Raw genomic sequence first — 17,916 nt, 5'->3', positions numbered from 1 at the left:
TTGGAAGAGATTAGGGCATATATAGAATCGGGGGTGTTGGAACTTTACGTTCTGGGCGACTTAAGCGCAGAAGAAAAGTTGCAGGTGGAAGTTATGGCCCAAAAATATCCGGAGGTAAGAGCTGAGCTGGAGGAAATAGAGAACGCCCTGGAAGATTATGCTGATGTACACCACGTTGAACCAGCTGGAGAATTAAAGAACCGGGTGTTAAATAGTCTGCTCACTAACTTTGGCGATGACCGTAATTTTCCTTCTATATCGCACGACCAACAACCGGCCCGTGTAGTTGAAATGAAACCGCAACGGCCAACCACCAGTGTATTCTACAAATATGCGTTTGCTGCCAGCTTGTTGTTATTGTGCCTGAGTGTAGCTTCCCTAGGTGTTGTTTACAAGCGTTTGCAAACCAAAGAGCAACAACTTATCAGTTTAAGATTAAGTGAGCAAAAGTTTTCAAGGCAAGTAAGTGTAATGGATGAAGAGATTGCAGTCTTTCGCGATCCTTCTTTCCGTTTTGTACAGTTAAAAGGCACAGCTAAAACACCTAGTTCGGGGTTAACAGTTGCATGGAGCCCTAAAAGAAGAAAAGTGATGGTGGATCTGGTAAGCGCTAATCTCCCTGCTCCAGATAAAGACCACCAATACCAGTTATGGGCTATTGCAAATGGCAAACCGGTTGATTTAGGTGTATTTGATAATGCACATGCCGATTCGGCCGATATGAAGGAAATGAAATCCATTGCGCTTGCACAGGCATTTGCGGTAACTATTGAGCCACGTGGTGGCAGTGTAAACCCAACACTTAACCAAATGGTAGTGATGGCCAGTTTATAGATACCGGAATTCTTCCTTATAATAATTCAATAGACTTCAATATTAAACAACATAACTGTTGTTGCCAACGCTACCTGGCAGACCTTTTCTCTGGGTTTCAACTTCGAAAAAGATATTAAAAACAAAAAAAGGTCAGCACGTCTTAGGAGCTGACCTTTTCTGTTAAAGTCTTGATTTATTATTTTTTGTTCTTTAATAGCTTTAGCAGGAATTGGCCATAGCCGCTCTTGGTAAGTGGCGCTGCTATCTCCGCCAACTGTTCGGCATCAATAAAGCCCATGCGGTAGGCAATTTCTTCTATACAGGCAATCTTAATACCCTGGCGCTCTTCTATTACCTGTACAAACTGCCCTGCCTGCATTAAGGAGGCAAAGGTACCAGTATCTAGCCAAGCGGTACCGCGGCTAAGTATGGCCACGTTTAACTTGCCACGGTTTAAATACTCTTTGTTAACGTCGGTTATTTCATATTCTCCCCGTGGTGAAGGCGCTATATTTTTTGCTATCTCCACTACATCATTGTCATAAAAATACAAGCCTGGTACAGCATAGTCTGATTTAGGTTCAGCTGGCTTTTCTTCCAGTGAAATAACTTTGTTATCACTGTCAAATTCTACCACACCGTAACGTTCAGGATCGGCAACCTGGTAGGCAAAAACCATACCGCCCTCAGGATCGCTGCTATGCTGCAGTAAGTGCGAAAGGCCGTCGCCGTAAAAGATGTTATCACCTAAAATAAGCGCTACTTTATCGGTACCAATAAAATCTGCTCCAATTACGAAGGCTTGCGCCAGGCCATTAGGCTCGGGCTGTACGGCATACTCAAACCGGCAACCAATGCGCGATCCATCGCCCAGCAGCTTCTCAAACTGCGGCAAATCATGTGGTGTAGATATAATGAGAATCTCTTTAATACCTGCCAGCATTAACACCGATAGCGGATAATAGATCATCGGCTTGTCGTAAACCGGCATTAATTGCTTACTTACAGCTAAAGTTAGTGGGTGCAGGCGGGTACCGGAGCCACCGGCAAGTATTATTCCTTTCACAATAATATAGTTAGATGATTATTTATTGCTCCTAAGATATAAAAAAGCTTTAAATACCAGGTGTATTAAATACCCGCCAGCTTATCTACTAACTCCTGATACCACTCTTCACCATATTTACGTATGAGCGGTTCTTTTAAAAACTCATGCACATGCACCTTTAATTCGCTACCAAAGCTGCAAGCCGGGCTGCAAATGTTCCAGCGGTCATAATGCAATACGTCAAATTCAGGATAATTAGTTATGCGGATGGGGTATAAATGGCAGGATATTGGCTTACGCCACTCCACATCACCTGCCTCCCAAGCCTTTTCAATAGCACATTTAGTAATACCATTTTCCCAGGTTACATAAGCGCACTCTTTATTGGTATCCACACAAGGTGTGGTATAATCACCTTCAAAATCGGTTACATGAGTACCTACAGCCTCAACCGTGGCAATGCCTTTAGCGGTCATGTAAGGCTTCACTTTTGGATAAATGTCTCTTAATATATCTAATTCGTCGGCAGCAAGCGGTGCGCCCGAATCGCCTTCCAGGCAGCAGGCACCTTTGCATTTATTAAGATTACAAACAAAGTTTTCGGTTACTACATCCTCGTGCACCAATGCACTTCCAACTTCAATCATTTTATTTTTTTATAGGATTCAAAGGATACTTCAATCCTTTTGCACCGGTTAAATCCATGGTAACACTACCCACCACCAACTCAACATGGGCCTTTACCGGAATACGGTTATTATCATCAGTTACCCAAAGGTACAACTTACTGTTTTTGCGAAATATGCGGCCCGGTATAATGGTGGGATTAAATTTAAGACAGTTAAAGGTACCTAATGAACATTCTGCTTTCTCCTTACCCATATAAGTTATAGAAAGCGTCTGAATAGCATCATCTAAAAAATACTTTAAATCAATCTTATCGCCAATTTTAAGGTGAGATACATCCAAACAACGGGCAAAGTAATAAGCCGACGGAAAATCGAACACCTTGCCACTAAAAGGGTAAACACCGCTATTTGCGGTAATTTTACCTGTTTGATGGTTAAACGTAACCTTGTCGGTATGCTTGTACTTGGCTTCGTGCCGGTCTTCTGTATAAAAATAAGGTAACAGCGTTCGTTGGTCTATATAAGATTCATAACGGTTTCGAACCTTATAGAATACATCGAACGTACCCGCCGTTTTACCATCGGCTATGATATGCCAAGCCGGATTGCCTTCAAACCGGGTATCCGTTTCGGCTACCCGTAAATGCGCTTCGGCCCCGGTAAACCAACCATATTTTAAACGGTAGCTTAACTCCTCTCCCACTTTAAACGTCGGTTCGGCCACTTTAACAGGCTCCTGCGCAAAAGTGCTAAACACTAAACTTGTAACTATACAAGCAAGTAAAGCACCAGCTTTGATATATTGGCTTTTGAATATCTGGCGTGTCATTTTCACTGCGAACAATAATTGTTTAATTACATTAGCTTTGACAAGCATACATTAGCGCAGTTTAAACATATCTATTTAAAACAGCTATTGTTCGGCACAATTTTTTTTTAGTGAACAATAATCTGACACCTAATCCTTCCTTTTGTAAATTGGCACCGTTGAACATGGCTCGCCGAACATAAGGCTTTTGGCTATTGGTGTTAATCGCTTAGTGAGCTCCACATAGGCTGATGTGGGTACTTCTATGTCGCCGCAACCCTTTAATACAATACGCTGATCACGATACTGCTCAAAATCGGCCTTCGCCATTGCTTTTTCAAATAACACCGTTTCTAATACCTCTTCGTTACCAAACACCACATCACTGGCATAAGGCGCTAAGCGGTTTGCCAGCAGCATATAAGCCCAGGCCGGCACAATAGCATCGGCAGTGCAGGTAACGCCTACATTCTTGCCTGCATACTGCGACCAATCATGCCCCTTCACAAACTCCCTAAAGTCCTTCTCACGTAAAATAAGGCCCATGTACAGGTTGTCTTTTATATCATAGATCACCCGTTCACCTTTTGGATAAAAGCTGGCCGGATCGAGCGTTACCAAACCACTCTGGGCAACCTTGTTGACTATATTTTGCTGGATATCCATAATACTAAAATAAAAAATCCGGAGACAACTTAACGTTGGCTCCGGATGCAAAATTACTTTAATTTTTACTATAAGAATTTATAGCGGTAATCTTTTACATTCGCCTTATCTTTCAGTGCATCAAACAAACGGCTATCAACCTGCTGCAGCAATGTCTGACTCAATTGTTGCTTTTCGCGAACGGTATTGGTTAAAACAGCAGGGTTAAGGAAGCTGTTCAATGAAACTACATAAACACCATGCGAACCTTCAATTGGTTTTGAAACCTTGTTAGGTTTTGAACCGAATACAGTACCAATAACCTTGTACTCTAACGACAGGCCTGGTATAACCGGGTTAGCAAACACAATGTTTTCAACCGGAACGGCTTTAGCGCCTGCTTTTTGAGCAACCTGCTGTATGCCCGAAGCTCCATTAACTGCTGATTGCAATTTTTCGCTTAGTTGCTTTGCTTTCACTTTTGCAAGTACATCAGCTTTAATCTGATCTTTAACGTCTTCTAATGATAAAGTACCCGCTTTTTTGATTTTGGTTAAGTGTGCAATTACGTATTGGTCGCCCAGTGTGTAAACCTGATCTACCACATCACCTTTTTCAGCTTTGTTAAATGCCCATTTTACCAGTTCGCGTGCATTATCTAAACCTGGCAGTGCCGATGCAGTACCAATCACGTCATTAGCCGGTTTTACGGTTAAGCCTGCTTTTTTAGCCTGTGCTGCAAAATCATCACCCGACACGTTTGATAAGAAAGACTGCGCTTTATTATAAGCAGCTGATTGTGTTTTGTTACTTGCCACTACCGGTTTATCAACAGTAGCTACTTTAACTACTTTTGAAGAACCTTTTTGACTAACTACATTAATTAGGTGAACACCAAATTGAGAAGTAACTACTTTTAAATCGCCGGGTTTGCCATTAAAGGCAGCCTCTTCAAAAGCAGGAACCATTGCACCGCGGCCAAAAGTACCTAAGTCGCCACCCTTTTCGGCAGATGCTTTATCTTCAGAGAAGTTTTTAGCAAATTCAGCAAACGGACGACCGCCTTGTATTAATTTTTTTATAGAGTCGGCTTTGGCTAAAGCTTTATCCACACCACCGCTGGTAGCAGGATTAAGCAGGATATGACGGGCAGATACCGAATCAGGACCTACACGGCTGTCAACCAGCTTAGCAATCTTGAAGCTACCGTTTGACAGGTACGGACCATATACAAAACCAGGGGCAGCGTTAAACATTACTGAATCCAGTTGCGGCTCTAACTGGCCTTTGCGCTGGTAAGCCAACGGGGCCTTAGTTTCTGCATTTATCTGCACAAATAATGAATCATTAGTGCTGGCTTTAAAGTCGCCGGCTAATTTATCCATTTGTGATTTAATGGCTGCCTGATCTTCTGCAGATGCAGCAGCATTGAAAGCTACGTAGTCAAAGCTTCTGGTTTCTTGTGGGTTTTTAAACAGGCCTTTATGCTCATCGTAGTATTCCTGGTAATCATTGTCGGTTACGGATACTTTATTATCGGCCAACGAGCTGTATGGTAACTCTACATAAGTAAAGTTAGCGAGTTTGTTTTTAGCCTGGTAGCTATCTTGCGCCTCGAGTGAGTTTACATATAAGCCGTTATGCACTAAGGCAATATATTTTTCAATACGGCGGGTATCAATTTTAGGCTCCAGGAAACCGGCCCATTGCTCTACGCGCGGATCATTTGCTTTTGCAGTTGACAACTCGCGTAAAAAGGCGTTTAACCTGTTGCGGTCTAACTGACCGGTTTTGGGATCGCCAAAGTATTGCACAATTTGCGGATCGGGGTTTGGACCGCTAATGATAGCTTTCACTTCGTCATCACCCACTACTACCCCCAGCTTATCCATCTCCCTTTTCAGGATGATCTGGCTCATGGTTTGGTTCCAGGCATTCTCCTGCACATACTCTGTTATTTGCGGCGTAAGGCTTGTTTGGCCAGACTGCTGCATAAAAGCTTCAGTGCTTTGTTTTACCCTGGTATTGTAATCCTCAAAAGCAATTTTTTGCCCTGCAACCTCGCCCACGGTGGTGGCATCTCCGCTCATGAAAGAGCGCCCGTATGTTACTACTTCACTTGCAATAAAAGCAAAAAGCGCCACACCAATGATGACAACCAAAATTGTCCCCATGCGTTCGCGCAAAAAACTCATTATACCCATATAGCCTATAAAAAATAAATTTTCACTTCGTTTAAAAGAGGGCGCAAGATACAACTTTTAACAAAAAGTTGCGTAACAAAATTTACTGCCCAAAGTTTTGATTAACTGGAATTTGCCCGTTAGTATTTCCCATCGTCCAGTGGGTCATACTTTCGTCGCTTTTGAAGTTAGTTCCGAGCAAATGGGTGCCTGTTGCAAAGGTTACATCCACCTGTTTGTTGGAGTAAAATTCCTTTTTGGCCTGATCCCAAATCAGTTCATCTGACTTGAAAGTTTCGCCCTTCGCGTTAGTGGCTACCACATTTCGGCGTAATTCAATTATCTTATCGTTTTGCCGTTCAATCCCATAATCGGCCACTATTTGCCCCGATTGCTTAATGCCACTGGCATGCTCATAAGAAATAATGGTTACCCCCTTTGGCATCTCCCTGAATTTCTTGTCGATATAATCGAGCAGTAAAGGAGCTTTCAAATGTACTTTTACATGTGCTGAGTCGCTGTAGATAACGTCGAGCCCCGTAGTGGTGCTAATGGGTTTACTTACCTCCTGAGATGAAATTTTACGGATAGCTTTCAGGTCATTTTCGCAGGCAGTAAAAAGCAACAGGCCGGCTAAAGTAGCCAGCCAGTTCCATTTGCTGTAATGCATGAATTTCTTTTTAATCAAACCGGTATTTCTGGAACCAGGCATCGTTTAATGTGAAACCTAAATGAATGGTAAAAAAGTTTTCTTTGATAAGGTTGTTCTGCAACGTACCGCGTTGGCCATATTCGCCTGCTATATTAATTTTATAAAACGCGGTGTTATTACGCTGCAATGGTAAACCTAATCCAAAGCTTAACGCGTATTGTTTAATATCCGTATTGTTTATCCTGATATTAGTTTTATCATAACGAAAACCTAAGCGGTAATCAATCAAAGCAAGGTAGTTATTAATTGCATTGTTATTAGGGGTAATTTGACCGCCTATGCTCATACTTTGACTGTTTTGCAGACCTTGATTAACGCCGCCTATAGTTAAGGCAGACCAATTAGCCCTGCTGTATTCGGCTCCTATTAAAAATTTGCCGTCTTTTTGGTAAGATATACCAACCCGGTGCATTAACGGCAACTTAATTTTTCCATTAGCTACAACCTGGTTAGATATGGTATCGATAGCAGAGGTTTCATCACCTACATCACTGGTTAAATACTGACTTACCACGTTCGTGATCCTGGAATTTAAATTATTACCTGCAGAGCCCGAGTAACCAAACACCAGGTGACGTGTATCACTCAAATCGAAATTTAACTGTGCGCCGTAATCAAAATTAACACCGCTTACACTATTACTACGTTCGCTGCGGGAGTTTATGGCTCCCACCAAAGAAGGAACCTCAGTAGAGCGGAATTTACGCAGGTTACCAAAGATGTAAGACACGTTAGCGCCGACAGATAACACCCGGCCAAAACCAAATCCGTAACCAGCATAAGCTTTAGACAAGCCACCATCGCCACTGTAAATGTAGTTTACAGCATTAGTATCGGCTGCATTGCCAGTGCCAAAATTTGACAAGCTTTGACGATAATTATAGCCCAATTCTGTGTAAGGCACCAAACCAAAGCTCACCGCTGAACGTTTACTAACTGGCGCAGCAAAATTAAAGTGACTCAACCTGAAGTTACCATTGGTTTGGCTGCTGATGTTATTTTGCTTTAAGGTAGATACGTTGCCATACAAACCAATATCAATGCTGGTTAAGTTGATATAGCTGTATGATGCCGGGTTAACCACATTAACGGTATTATAGCCGCTTATACGGTTTATAGCAGTGGCAATACCACCCATGGCACGGGTTTGAGGCAGTAAACCCTCGTTCAAGGTTCCTAATCCGAATTGCGAGTAAGGCGAACTGCTGGTAGCCGTTGTTTGGGCCATTGCCCCACAGGCAAGTAAGGTTAGTAAAAAAGTAAAACCCGATCTTATATATCTAATCATTATGCTTTTATAGCTACGTTCAATCCTTTGAGAACCAGATGAGGTTCAGTTTTTATATAGCCGGCAAAGATGCTATTTTTCAGCACAGTATCCAAAAAAACACTATCGCCGCCGGTGAGTATGATATTAAGAGGTTTATTAGCCTGGCTGTAGCTGCGAATAAAACCTTCCGCCTCGTATTTAATGCCGTTTTGCACGCCTGAGCGTATGGCTGTCAGCGTGTCGTCGCCGTAGCTTTTATCAAATGTGGCATCAGCATCAACCAGTGGCAGCACAGCCGTGTATTGCTGTAGCGCTTTATAACGCATAACCAGCCCCGGAGATATACTGCCGCCGTAGTAATTACCGCCTGCATCGATGCCATCATAAGTAATGCAGGTTCCGGCATCGATTACTAAATTGTCCTCGCCCGGAAACAGGTGCCTGGCTCCTATTACGGCTGCCAGCCGGTCTGCACCTAAGGTTTGCGGCGTACGGTAGTGATTGTATATACCGTAAGCCATGTTGCGGTCAAAGTAAATTACGCTTAATTGATGTTCAAGCTCTGAAAGCCACGATTCCTTACCGTTTCTAACTGTAGATACAATGGCTTTGTTAATGGCATATTTTACAAGCAACGCTTGCAAAGTTTGGTAGCCTACGGTATTGTAATGATGTACGCTTACTAACTCAGCACCATTAAATACGGCTATCTTAATGAGTGTATTGCCTATATCAATTACCAGTTGGGCCATCTCAGGCTTTAGCCATGTTCAGTATTGATTCAAATATGGCCAATCCATCCTCGTTTGCCAGCAAAGTATCGGCCGCGCGCTCAGGGTGAGGCATCATAGCAAATACGTTACGTTTTATATTACATACACCAGCAATGTTTTCAAGTGAACCATTAGGGTTTGCCTCGTCGGTAATATTACCCGACTCATCGCTGTAACGGAACAGAATCTGGTCGTTATCTTTAAGACTTTGCAGTGTATCGGCATCTGCGAAATAGTTACCCTCGCCATGCGCAATCGGAATCTTCAATACTTTTTGCTCATCAATTTGTGAGGTAAGCAGCGAGTTGCTGGTTTGCGGCACCAGGTAGGTATTGCGACAAATAAACTTGCGCTGTTTGTTGTGCAGCAGCGCGCCCGGTACCAGGCCGGCTTCGGCCAGTATCTGGAAGCCATTACAGATACCCATTACATAACCACCTTTGGCAGCAAATTGGATAACTTCCTGCATAATGGGCGAAAAACGTGCAATTGCGCCAGAGCGCAGGTAATCGCCAAAAGAGAAACCGCCTGGAAGAATAACCATATCTACGCCTTGCAAATCATGATCTTTATGCCAGAGGCGAACCACCTCCTGACCCATAATTTTCTCGAGAACGTAAATGATATCTTCGTCGCAATTGGAACCGGGGAATATAACAACACCAAATTTCATGCTACAAAGCTAATATAACCGCTTGAACATGAACGAATGTAAAAGTTAAAAATTGTTAAACTGGAAGTAAATTATGCTGGCTAGCAGCAAAAAAAACAGTGTTTCATATACCCAGCGCTTGCCTGCGTACAAAAAATAGTAGGCAAAAAAGATAGCAGCCGGCACTGTACAGAGCAAAAAGTGGCTTAAGCCAAACTCGGGCCGTACATAGTAAGACAAGGCTGCAACCAAAACTATAAAAAACAATAGCTGAAAAGCCTTGCGTATGAGTACATAGCTTTTAAAAAAGTTTTCTTGCAATTTAAAAGTACCTAACACAAGTACAGCAAAAACGGGGATAAGCAATAAAAAATCGTACTTATCTAACACCTGCGGCATAGCAAATGTAGAGCCTAATGGAGCCCAAATTTGACGCAGATAAGGCAGGCGGTCATTTAAATAATAAATAACCCCTACAAAAAAGTAAACGGTGATGTATCCAATTAGGCTGGCTACCCATTCCCTCCAATCAAAAGGCCGAAAGATGATCAAGGCTATCCAAATCACAATCATAAGATAGGTGAAAGGCAAATAGATAAGTGACCCAACGGCGGCCAGCATTCCTAAATCATATGCCAGCGACTTGGATTCCTCAGCTTTATATAGGTCTAGAAACTTGTACAGCATCCAGATAAGTACAAAATTGCAAAGCAAAGGTGCACTTAGCACTAAAAACGGTGTAAACAGCCCCGATAAGGTTACATACATTAACGCCGGCAAAAAACTCGGCCTGCCTAGCAAATTATGGTTATTGATAAGATAATTGAGCAGAACGGCCTGTACAAGTACAACGATGCCAGCCCAAAACACGCTGATACCAGGCTCTAAAATACCGGCTATTTTCACCGGTAATATAGTATTTACAAAAGGCTCGGCTAAAGGTAACGGAATAGCCGCAGGCGCAAACAATACAAAGCCTGCCCGCAAAATAAAAAGCAGAATAGCCAGCCATAAAATGTTCAGCGGATTAAAACGCCTGAAAATATCAATCATGCACGCTGTTGATTTAAGCAGGCAATATTACCAAAAATGTTTAAGCTAAAACAGCCTGCGGCCGGGTATATTGTTTCACCAGGCTTTCTACAATTTGAGCAGTTTCATCCGGAAAGTCAACTTGTACACGGTGGTTGCTGTTAATCCAATCATTAATATGCAACACTGCATCATTATTGATAGCACTAATAACGGGTACGCCTAAGCGAGAGGCTGCCAGTGCATTGCAGCGTTGTTCATACTGGCCGGTCATGGGCACCATCATTACCTTTTTTTGCAGGTAAAGTGCCTCGGCGGGGCCTTCAAAGCCACCACCTGTAAGCAGCCCTTCACAACTGGCCATGCTTTGGTTAAACTTATCGTTATCAACCGGGCAAATGTGAATGTTACCGGTTCGGTAAGGTGTTTTTTGGCGTTTAGAAAAAATGTGCCATTCTACATCAGTGGCTTTGCCCAGGTGCTTTACCAGCGTTTTATCATCATAAGCCGGCAGGTACACCGTATAATGACCTTTATTAGTGGGCTCGAGACGGCGTATCTCGCTGCGGATTACGGGCGTGTGTATAAAATCGGCATACCTATCAAAATGAAAGCCGATGTGATGCGTAGTTGGCGAGTAATATTTAAAAAGCCATTCGGCGTAGTTCCACCTGGAAGGCCGCGGTGTATTTGGCGATATAAAAGAGCACTGATGACTTAATGATACAGACGGTATTTTTTGCAAACGGCAGGCCCAGGCACTCACCGGTTCAAAGTCATTTATAATTAAATCATACTGGCTTAAAGGCAGGTTATGTATATCGCGCCATAGCTGCCATAAGTTCATGCGTTTAAAGGTGGCCCATTTATCAACCCCTCCCTTTTTACCAAACACAAAGCTAAACCCATGAAACTTGTGCTTAAGCGGTTGCGACAAGCCAACCTCTGCTTCGGTACCACTCACCATTAAATCCAGTTCGCCATACTGCTGCAACAGCGGAACAATTTCGCGTGCCCGGCTAATATGCCCGTTACCGGTTCCCTGTATAGCAAATAGTATTTTCATGATGTGGTAGCTTGCAAATATAAACGGCTTTTAGGATAAAGCGTTTTGAAAGTACTCTAAATAATTGTTAAGATTAAACATTGAAGAATTTAAAGTTCCATCTAACATTAAGCATTGTACAATGCACCATTTTTTGGGGAAATAAGAAGGCTTTTAACGAAAACGCTTAATTGGATTGAGCTGTGGCGATATCTTGTTTTTAATGCGTCTCCAATTTAAACTTTTCTAACAACACCCTTACGTCTAAACTGGCGTTTAAATCTTCAGCATCAGCCTTGTCGTCATCATCAGCATCGCTGTTAAAGTCTTCGGGCTTATACTTGAAAATGGCCCATTTGCCGTCGGCATATTCAAGGCTTGTGAGGCTCTCAACCCAGTCGCCAGAATTTAGGTAGAGCACCGAACCGGGTTGGTCTGTAGCTTTAACCTGCTTAATCTCGGCGTGATGAATGTGGCCGCATATCACATAATCGTATTGCTTATCTACAGCTAAATCGGCCGCGGTTTGTTCAAAATGATTAATGAATTTTACAGCGTCTTTAAACTTGCCTTTAATTTTTTGAGAGAAACTCATTTTTTGTCTTCCGAGCGCGGTAAGGCCCCAGTTGACCAAACTATTCAGGATAATAAGGGTATCATAACCAACTGCGCCCAGCTTTGCAAGCCATTTGGAATGCTGCATGGTTACATCGAACACATCACCATGAAATATCCAGGCTTTTTTATTATCAACTTCAAGAACCAGTTTATTGAGCAACTGGAACTGACCCAGGTTAAAATCGGCAAACTTGCGCAGCATCTCATCGTGGTTACCTGTAAGGTAATACACCGGCACACCTTCGGTCACAAATTTTAACAGGCGGCGCACCACTTTCATATGCGACTCGGGCCAGTACGATTTGCTGAATTGCCAGATATCGATAATATCGCCGTTTAGGATGACCTTTTTAGGGCGGATGCTTTTTAAATAACGGAGCAGTTCTTTGGCGTGGCAACCGTAGGTGCCTAAATGCACATCAGAAATTACTACAATATCAACTTCGCGTTTTGCCATTACAGGTGTATCTGAACATAAGGCGTTATTACTACAGCAAGTGCAGTTCTAAATATAAGTCGATGCGGTGATGTAACAGACTTATTCGTCTTCGTCGTCTTCTTTTACGCTCAGCTCGTATGGGCTAAAGTAAAAAACAGCTAACAACAACAGTAAGCCGGTAACTATCAGGTATGGAAACTCGATATTCATAATAACAGGATAAAAGTCAGGTTAAAAAATTATTTTAACGTTAAGACTGTATTAAATATCAAATAGTTACTCCTGTGGAAAACTTTTTCGAATGCGCGACAACTGCGCTAAATGATGCTCCAGATGGATACGTAGAAATTTAATCCACTGCCCGGCATTCAACATACCCAGGCCGGGGTGACTTATCTTGTTATTGTCAGGCGCATGTTGAGTCAAAGGCACTACGCTTTCCAACCTCTTACGCACCTTTATAATGAGGTTGCGTGCTTCCTCCTTGGTAATGTTTTTGGTAAGTTCGGCAACTGCAGGCGGCGCCTTGCGCTTACCAGGCGGAAAACGGCCCAACAAAAAAACCAGCATACCTTTCCAGTTCAAACCCTCTGTGGTGGTTGAACCGGTTTTATTGCAGCATTTCTCGGCGGCGACAGACGAACCCAGGCTGGCCTGCATAATATGCGAATACACCTCAGCAAACGACCATCCGCCGATGGCCGGCGTTTCGGCAAACACATCATCTGGTATTTCGTCCAGTTGCTGCCGGTAAGTATCCAGCGCGGCATTAATGGCTTTAAGTTCGGCGGCCAACTTCATAACAATCGGGTTAGTTCATCTAAGCTATGTATTTGTACCGGCACATCAGTCGGTTTTGGCATTTTTAGCGGGTTAAAATAAATAGCGTCCATACCAAAATTCAGCGCACCATAAATATCGGCCTCCAGGCTATCGCCTATCATAATGCTTTCTTCTTTAGTGGCGCCTGCCAGATTAAGCGCATGCTCAAATATAGCTTGATGAGGCTTGTTAAAACCAACTTCTTCAGAAATGATGATATGCTGAAAGTATTCGGCCAACCCCGAGCCTTTTAACTTAACATCCTGAGATTCGCGAAACCCGTTGGTAATTAAATGCAGCTTATATTTTGAATGCAGGTAAGTGAGCGTTTCGTGCGCATGCGGAAAGAGGTTGGTTTTAGTTGGGCACAGCTGCACATAAGCATCCTCAAAACCCGCCGGTATCAAGTCCGGATGCATGCCTAAATCACTAAAGGTTTTATTAAAGCGCAACTGCCGCAGCGCATCTTTGGTAATTTTACCTAAATGGTAATCGGCCCACAGTTGGTGATTATTACGTGTATAGGTTTCAATGAAAGCCACTTTAGATGCAACGCCCAAAGCCTGCAAACCATGCAATTCATATAACTCATGCAAAGTCTCTTCAGCATTGCGGTCAAAGTCCCAAATGGTATGGTCAAGATCAAAAAAGAGGTGAGTATAGCGCTTCATATTTAGGTGCGGAATGCTGATGTACAAATATGCAGATAGATTTGGAAAACTCTTAGTGCAACCTTTAATTTGAACATATGCATATTAGCGGCTACATTTTTTCACCAAACGCCAAATCGCCGGCATCGCCCAGGCCGGGTACGATGTAAGATTTGGTGGTCATTTCTTCATCAATAGCCCCTATCCACAAGCTGGCCATTGGCAGGTTGGCACGTACATGCTCTACTCCCTCTGTACTGGCAATTACTGCTACAATGTGTAGGGCTGCTAACCTGTATTGGCCCATTATTTCCTTGCATACCTGTACTACGCTTTGGCCAGTGGCCAGCATGGTATCGCATAAAATAAAGGTCTTGCCATCCAAATCAGGGGTGGATATGTGCTCTATCTGTATTACAAAACTACCGTTCTTCTTACTTTTGCGATGAGCCGTTACAAAAGCCGATGCCGACTGATCGAACACATTCATAAAACCCTGGTGTAAGGGCAGGCCAGCACGCAAAATAGTGCCCAGCACCGGTTGCTCATCGGGTATGTTTAACTGGGCAATTCCTAATGGCGTTTGCACTTCTACAGCTTTATACTTTAAGCTTTTGCTTACCTCGTAAGCCAGCGCCTCTCCTATACGCTCCTGGTTACGCCTAAAACGCATACGGTCCTGCTGCAGGTCCGCATCACGCAGCTCGGCCAGGTACTGGTTACAAATGGTATTGGTATCATTTAATACAAAAAGCATAAGGTATCTCCCCTTCTCCTTTTACCGGAGATTTTTATTGAACGTACATCAGTAAATATAGCCAGCTTTCCCCACAAAGAAACTATTTATGTGCCATAAACGTTTGCATTATAACAGTAAAAAAGTTTACCTGTTTATTACCGTTTATTAGTTAAGCATACCTGCCTGCCCGTTATGTTTGCTAATATTTTTCGTATCTTTATATTCCATGGATTTTAAGATCAATTCACATTATATTCCCTCAGGCGATCAGCCTGCAGCCATTAAACAACTGGTGGATGGCGTAGAGAGCGCCGAACTTTATCAAACCCTGCTGGGTGTTACGGGCTCAGGTAAAACGTTTACCATTGCCAATGTTATTGAGCAAACCCAACGCCCTACGCTCATATTAAGCCACAACAAAACACTGGCAGCCCAATTGTACGGCGAGTTTAAGCAGTTCTTTCCGGAAAATGCGGTAAACTACTTTGTGTCTTACTACGATTATTATCAGCCCGAGGCATTTATACCCACCACGAATACTTATATAGAAAAAGATCTGCAGATAAACGATGAGATTGAAAAGTTGCGCTTACGCACAACTTCTTCGCTCATGTCGGGCCGCAGGGATGTGATTGTAGTATCGTCTATATCGTGCATATACGGTATGGGTAACCCTGAGGATTTTACGAACTCTATATTCAAATTTGCAGTAGGCACGCGTATTAGCCGTAATGCATTTTTGCACCGTTTGGTAGAGATATTATATGCCCGTACCACCGTTGAATTTAAGCGCGGAACGTTTCGTGTTAAAGGTGACACTGTAGATATTTACCCGGCCTACCTGGACTATGCTTACCGCGTTTCGTTCTATGGTGATGATATTGAGGAGCTCAGCAGCTTTGACCCGCAAACAGGTAAAACACTGGAGAAGATGCCGAATATGGTGCTTTTCCCGGCAACCCTGTATGTAGCCCCCCGAGACCGGTTTACCAGCAGCATTTGGGCCATACAGGAAGAACTCGAATTACGTAAACAACAGTTTATTGACGAGAAGCGCTTTTTAGAGGCCAAACGACTGGAAGAACGTGTTAATTATGACCTGGAAATGATTCGCGAACTGGGCTACTGCTCGGGTATCGAGAACTACTCCCGCTTTTTTGATGGCCGCAAGCCAGGCATGCGCCCCTTTTGCTTGCTGGATTATTTTCCGGATGATTACCTGATGGTGATAGACGAGAGCCACGTAACGGTACCCCAAATACGTGCTATGTATGGCGGCGACCGCTCGCGTAAGATATCACTGGTGGAGTATGGTTTCCGCTTGCCGGCAGCTATGGATAATCGTCCGCTTAATTTTGAGGAGTTTGAGCGCCTGGCGCCGCAAACTATTTATGTAAGCGCTACGCCCGGTGATTTTGAGTTGGAAAAATCGGGTGGCGTAGTGGTTGAACAGGTTATACGCCCTACTGGCTTGCTGGATCCGCTTATTGAAATACGCCCTATTATTAACCAGGTGGATGATTTGCTTGACGAGGTAGATAAAACCATTAAAATAGGCGACCGCATACTGGTGACAACCCTTACCAAACGCATGGCCGAAGAACTGGCCAAATACATGGACCGCCTGGGCATCAAATGCCGTTACATACACTCAGAAGTAAAAACGCTTGAACGTGTGGAAATTTTACGTGGCCTGCGTTTAGGCGAATTTGATGTCCTGATAGGTATTAACCTATTGCGGGAGGGCTTGGACTTACCTGAAGTTTCCCTGGTAGCCATTCTGGATGCCGACAAGGAAGGTTTCCTGCGTTCTGAACGATCATTGATACAAACCATTGGCCGGGCCGCCCGTAATGACCGCGGCCGGGTGATTATGTACGCCGATACCATTACCGAGAGCATGCGCGTAACGATTGATGAAACTACCCGCCGCCGCGAAAAGCAAATGGCTTATAATGAGGAACATGGTATAGTACCTAAAACGGTAGGAAAATCAAAAGAGGCTATTATTGAGCAAACCTCGGTAGTGGACTTTAAAGGTGGCGTACAGCGTGCTTATGTAGAGAGTGAGGAAATCACCGTAGCTGCCGATCCTATTGTGCAGTACATGAGTAAAAGTGAGCTGAAAAAGGCAATTGAAAACACCAAAAAAGATATGATGGCTGCCGCCAAGGATATGGACTTTTTAGCCGCTGCCAAATTGCGGGACGAAATGTTTGCTTTGGAAAAAATGATGAGTGAAAAATAAGCGAATTTCGAAACCCCGGATGTTCCGCTTCAGATTCAAGTCGGTTTGCGCTTGCTTATAGCCCTTTAAAGGGCTATAAGCAAGCGCAAACTGTTTTTTCAAACTGGTAATATACTGGTTATCATATCCAAACTTTTTTATCGTTATAAACTTATATTTGTAGCCAAATTATTATCAAATGTTACTCATACGTATTCTGATTATAACTATCTGTGTTTTGTACATTGTTCGCAGCTTGGCACGTATATTTTTGCCTATGCTGTTTCAGAGCGTAGTAAACAAGGCACAGCAGCAACATAACCAACATTACACACAACAACGCCCACACAGCCGCCCCGAAGAAAAAATAAAGGTTGATTATGTGCCACCGGCGCCTAAAACCACCATACCCGACAACGAGGGCGATTTTATTGATTACGAAGAAGTAAAATAAGCGGCATGATTAACGAGCCACAAAATTATTTTAAAGACAGGCACTACAGCCTGCAGGCATTAGTATCACTTACAACGGCCAACTATATCATCTTTGCACTGGGCGTGCAAGCCTGTGTAAATTGTGAGCGGGTACATTGGTTCTTTTGGCTAATTTTGGCAGGCCTGGCCTGGTACAATTACTACACCATACGCCGCAACCTCGAAGAATTTGAAGAAAAAAGAACGCAGATTATCTACGGTATAAGCCTGGCAGGCCTGGGTTTGCTGTATTATTTGTTGGGTGTGGTGGCACTGCACTGTGATATGGTTAAACCCCTTTAAACTAATCGTTTCTATTATCGCTCATTTTTAT

General features: G+C 43.3%; 19 protein-coding genes. 4 read left to right on the top strand and 15 right to left on the bottom strand.

The genetic code is table 11. The features are described from left to right. Nucleotides 1-834 (top strand): anti-sigma factor, encoded by an 834-nt coding sequence (locus ABDD94_RS04670; RefSeq protein ID WP_345948696.1) that lies wholly within the window; start codon nucleotides 1-3, stop codon nucleotides 832-834. 178 nt (nucleotides 835-1,012) lie between these two features. Here the strand turns inward: ABDD94_RS04670 and rfbA are convergent, their stop codons facing one another. The 15 genes from rfbA to upp all read right to left on the bottom strand — a co-directional run bounded on the left by rfbA (nucleotide 1,013) and on the right by upp (nucleotide 14,899). Continuing rightward, entirely contained in the window at nucleotides 1,013-1,882 is an 870-nt protein-coding gene (gene rfbA, locus ABDD94_RS04665; RefSeq protein WP_345948697.1) for a glucose-1-phosphate thymidylyltransferase RfbA, read from the bottom strand. Nucleotides 1,883-1,947: 65 nt separating this feature from the next. Then, entirely contained in the window at nucleotides 1,948-2,511 is a 564-nt protein-coding gene (locus ABDD94_RS04660; protein WP_345954886.1) for a DUF3109 family protein, read from the bottom strand. Nucleotide 2,512: 1 nt separating this feature from the next. Then, nucleotides 2,513-3,322 carry a DUF3108 domain-containing protein gene (locus tag ABDD94_RS04655; protein ID WP_345954885.1) on the bottom strand — a complete coding sequence of 270 codons (810 nt, stop codon included), beginning with the start codon at nucleotides 3,320-3,322 and terminating at the stop codon, nucleotides 2,513-2,515. A gap of 129 nt (nucleotides 3,323-3,451) precedes the next feature. Then, nucleotides 3,452-3,967, bottom strand: a complete 516-nt coding sequence (locus ABDD94_RS04650) for a DUF2480 family protein (RefSeq protein ID WP_345954884.1) — start codon at nucleotides 3,965-3,967, stop codon at nucleotides 3,452-3,454. A gap of 68 nt (nucleotides 3,968-4,035) precedes the next feature. Continuing rightward, entirely contained in the window at nucleotides 4,036-6,141 is a 2,106-nt protein-coding gene (locus ABDD94_RS04645) for a SurA N-terminal domain-containing protein (RefSeq protein ID WP_345954883.1), read from the bottom strand. Nucleotides 6,142-6,232: 91 nt separating this feature from the next. Continuing rightward, complete coding sequence (lptC, locus tag ABDD94_RS04640) at nucleotides 6,233-6,841, bottom strand: LPS export ABC transporter periplasmic protein LptC (protein ID WP_345954882.1); 609 nt, start codon at nucleotides 6,839-6,841, stop codon at nucleotides 6,233-6,235. Further along, on the bottom strand, nucleotides 6,810-8,129 hold the full coding sequence (locus tag ABDD94_RS04635) for a hypothetical protein (RefSeq protein WP_345954881.1): 1,320 nt from the start codon (nucleotides 8,127-8,129) through the stop codon (nucleotides 6,810-6,812). The genes lptC and ABDD94_RS04635 overlap by 32 nt, the downstream gene beginning before the upstream one ends. Beyond that, nucleotides 8,129-8,863 (bottom strand): type III pantothenate kinase, encoded by a 735-nt coding sequence (locus tag ABDD94_RS04630; RefSeq protein WP_345948704.1) that lies wholly within the window; start codon nucleotides 8,861-8,863, stop codon nucleotides 8,129-8,131. The genes ABDD94_RS04635 and ABDD94_RS04630 overlap by 1 nt, the downstream gene beginning before the upstream one ends. Nucleotide 8,864: 1 nt before the next feature. Further along, complete coding sequence (gene purQ, locus ABDD94_RS04625) at nucleotides 8,865-9,557, bottom strand: phosphoribosylformylglycinamidine synthase subunit PurQ (RefSeq protein WP_345948705.1); 693 nt, start codon at nucleotides 9,555-9,557, stop codon at nucleotides 8,865-8,867. A 45-nt stretch (nucleotides 9,558-9,602) separates the two neighbouring features. Next, on the bottom strand, nucleotides 9,603-10,589 hold the full coding sequence (locus ABDD94_RS04620; RefSeq protein ID WP_345954880.1) for a DUF6427 family protein: 987 nt from the start codon (nucleotides 10,587-10,589) through the stop codon (nucleotides 9,603-9,605). Between the two features lie 40 nt (nucleotides 10,590-10,629). Beyond that, a complete protein-coding gene (locus ABDD94_RS04615; RefSeq protein WP_345954879.1) occupies nucleotides 10,630-11,634 on the bottom strand; it encodes a glycosyltransferase family protein in 1,005 nt (334 codons plus the stop codon). A 199-nt stretch (nucleotides 11,635-11,833) separates the two neighbouring features. Next, a complete protein-coding gene (locus ABDD94_RS04610) occupies nucleotides 11,834-12,688 on the bottom strand; it encodes a UDP-2,3-diacylglucosamine diphosphatase (protein WP_345954878.1) in 855 nt (284 codons plus the stop codon). 258 nt (nucleotides 12,689-12,946) lie between these two features. After that, nucleotides 12,947-13,471, bottom strand: a complete 525-nt coding sequence (locus tag ABDD94_RS04605) for a DinB family protein (protein WP_345954877.1) — start codon at nucleotides 13,469-13,471, stop codon at nucleotides 12,947-12,949. Continuing rightward, nucleotides 13,468-14,163, bottom strand: a complete 696-nt coding sequence (locus ABDD94_RS04600; RefSeq protein ID WP_345954876.1) for a YjjG family noncanonical pyrimidine nucleotidase — start codon at nucleotides 14,161-14,163, stop codon at nucleotides 13,468-13,470. Before ABDD94_RS04600 ends, ABDD94_RS04605 begins: the two co-directional genes overlap by 4 nt. Nucleotides 14,164-14,254: 91 nt before the next feature. After that, on the bottom strand, nucleotides 14,255-14,899 hold the full coding sequence (gene upp, locus ABDD94_RS04595; RefSeq protein WP_345948710.1) for a uracil phosphoribosyltransferase: 645 nt from the start codon (nucleotides 14,897-14,899) through the stop codon (nucleotides 14,255-14,257). 208 nt (nucleotides 14,900-15,107) lie between these two features. Here upp and uvrB point away from each other — a divergent pair, with 208 nt between their 5' ends. The 3 genes from uvrB (at nucleotide 15,108) to ABDD94_RS04580 (ending at nucleotide 17,885) form a co-directional block, all read left to right on the top strand. Further along, on the top strand, nucleotides 15,108-17,129 hold the full coding sequence (gene uvrB / locus ABDD94_RS04590; RefSeq protein WP_345954875.1) for an excinuclease ABC subunit UvrB: 2,022 nt from the start codon (nucleotides 15,108-15,110) through the stop codon (nucleotides 17,127-17,129). A gap of 178 nt (nucleotides 17,130-17,307) precedes the next feature. Continuing rightward, nucleotides 17,308-17,562 carry a DUF4834 family protein gene (locus ABDD94_RS04585; protein WP_345954874.1) on the top strand — a complete coding sequence of 85 codons (255 nt, stop codon included), beginning with the start codon at nucleotides 17,308-17,310 and terminating at the stop codon, nucleotides 17,560-17,562. Between the two features lie 5 nt (nucleotides 17,563-17,567). Next, nucleotides 17,568-17,885, top strand: coding sequence for a hypothetical protein (locus ABDD94_RS04580; protein WP_345954873.1), 318 nt, complete (start codon nucleotides 17,568-17,570; stop codon nucleotides 17,883-17,885). The last annotated feature ends 31 nt before the right edge of the window (nucleotides 17,886-17,916 follow it).

Source organism: Mucilaginibacter sp. PAMB04168 (assembly GCF_039634365.2).
Taxonomy (GTDB): Bacteria; Bacteroidota; Bacteroidia; order Sphingobacteriales; family Sphingobacteriaceae; genus Mucilaginibacter.
Note: the sequence above shows the minus strand (reverse complement) of the source record. Positions and strands in the feature narration are given on the sequence as shown.

Bases quoted from the DNA above. Each gene is read 5' to 3' on its own strand.
- ABDD94_RS04660 (WP_345954886.1), bottom strand. From the start codon at position 2,511: ATGATTGAAGTTGGAAGTGCATTGGTGCACGAGGATGTAGTAACCGAA.
- ABDD94_RS04655 (WP_345954885.1), bottom strand. From the start codon at position 3,322: ATGACACGCCAGATATTCAAAAGCCAATATATCAAAGCTGGTGCTTTA.
- ABDD94_RS04650 (WP_345954884.1), bottom strand. From the start codon at position 3,967: ATGGATATCCAGCAAAATATAGTCAACAAGGTTGCCCAGAGTGGTTTG.
- ABDD94_RS04645 (WP_345954883.1), bottom strand. From the start codon at position 6,141: ATGAGTTTTTTGCGCGAACGCATGGGGACAATTTTGGTTGTCATCATT.
- lptC (WP_345954882.1), bottom strand. From the start codon at position 6,841: ATGCCTGGTTCCAGAAATACCGGTTTGATTAAAAAGAAATTCATGCAT.
- ABDD94_RS04635 (WP_345954881.1), bottom strand. From the start codon at position 8,129: ATGATTAGATATATAAGATCGGGTTTTACTTTTTTACTAACCTTACTT.
- ABDD94_RS04630 (WP_345948704.1), bottom strand. From the start codon at position 8,863: ATGGCCCAACTGGTAATTGATATAGGCAATACACTCATTAAGATAGCC.
- purQ (WP_345948705.1), bottom strand. From the start codon at position 9,557: ATGAAATTTGGTGTTGTTATATTCCCCGGTTCCAATTGCGACGAAGAT.
- ABDD94_RS04620 (WP_345954880.1), bottom strand. From the start codon at position 10,589: ATGATTGATATTTTCAGGCGTTTTAATCCGCTGAACATTTTATGGCTG.
- ABDD94_RS04615 (WP_345954879.1), bottom strand. From the start codon at position 11,634: ATGAAAATACTATTTGCTATACAGGGAACCGGTAACGGGCATATTAGC.
- ABDD94_RS04610 (WP_345954878.1), bottom strand. From the start codon at position 12,688: ATGGCAAAACGCGAAGTTGATATTGTAGTAATTTCTGATGTGCATTTA.
- ABDD94_RS04605 (WP_345954877.1), bottom strand. From the start codon at position 13,471: ATGAAGTTGGCCGCCGAACTTAAAGCCATTAATGCCGCGCTGGATACT.
- ABDD94_RS04600 (WP_345954876.1), bottom strand. From the start codon at position 14,163: ATGAAGCGCTATACTCACCTCTTTTTTGATCTTGACCATACCATTTGG.
- upp (WP_345948710.1), bottom strand. From the start codon at position 14,899: ATGCTTTTTGTATTAAATGATACCAATACCATTTGTAACCAGTACCTG.
- uvrB (WP_345954875.1), top strand. From the start codon at position 15,108: ATGGATTTTAAGATCAATTCACATTATATTCCCTCAGGCGATCAGCCT.
- ABDD94_RS04585 (WP_345954874.1), top strand. From the start codon at position 17,308: ATGTTACTCATACGTATTCTGATTATAACTATCTGTGTTTTGTACATT.
- ABDD94_RS04580 (WP_345954873.1), top strand. From the start codon at position 17,568: ATGATTAACGAGCCACAAAATTATTTTAAAGACAGGCACTACAGCCTG.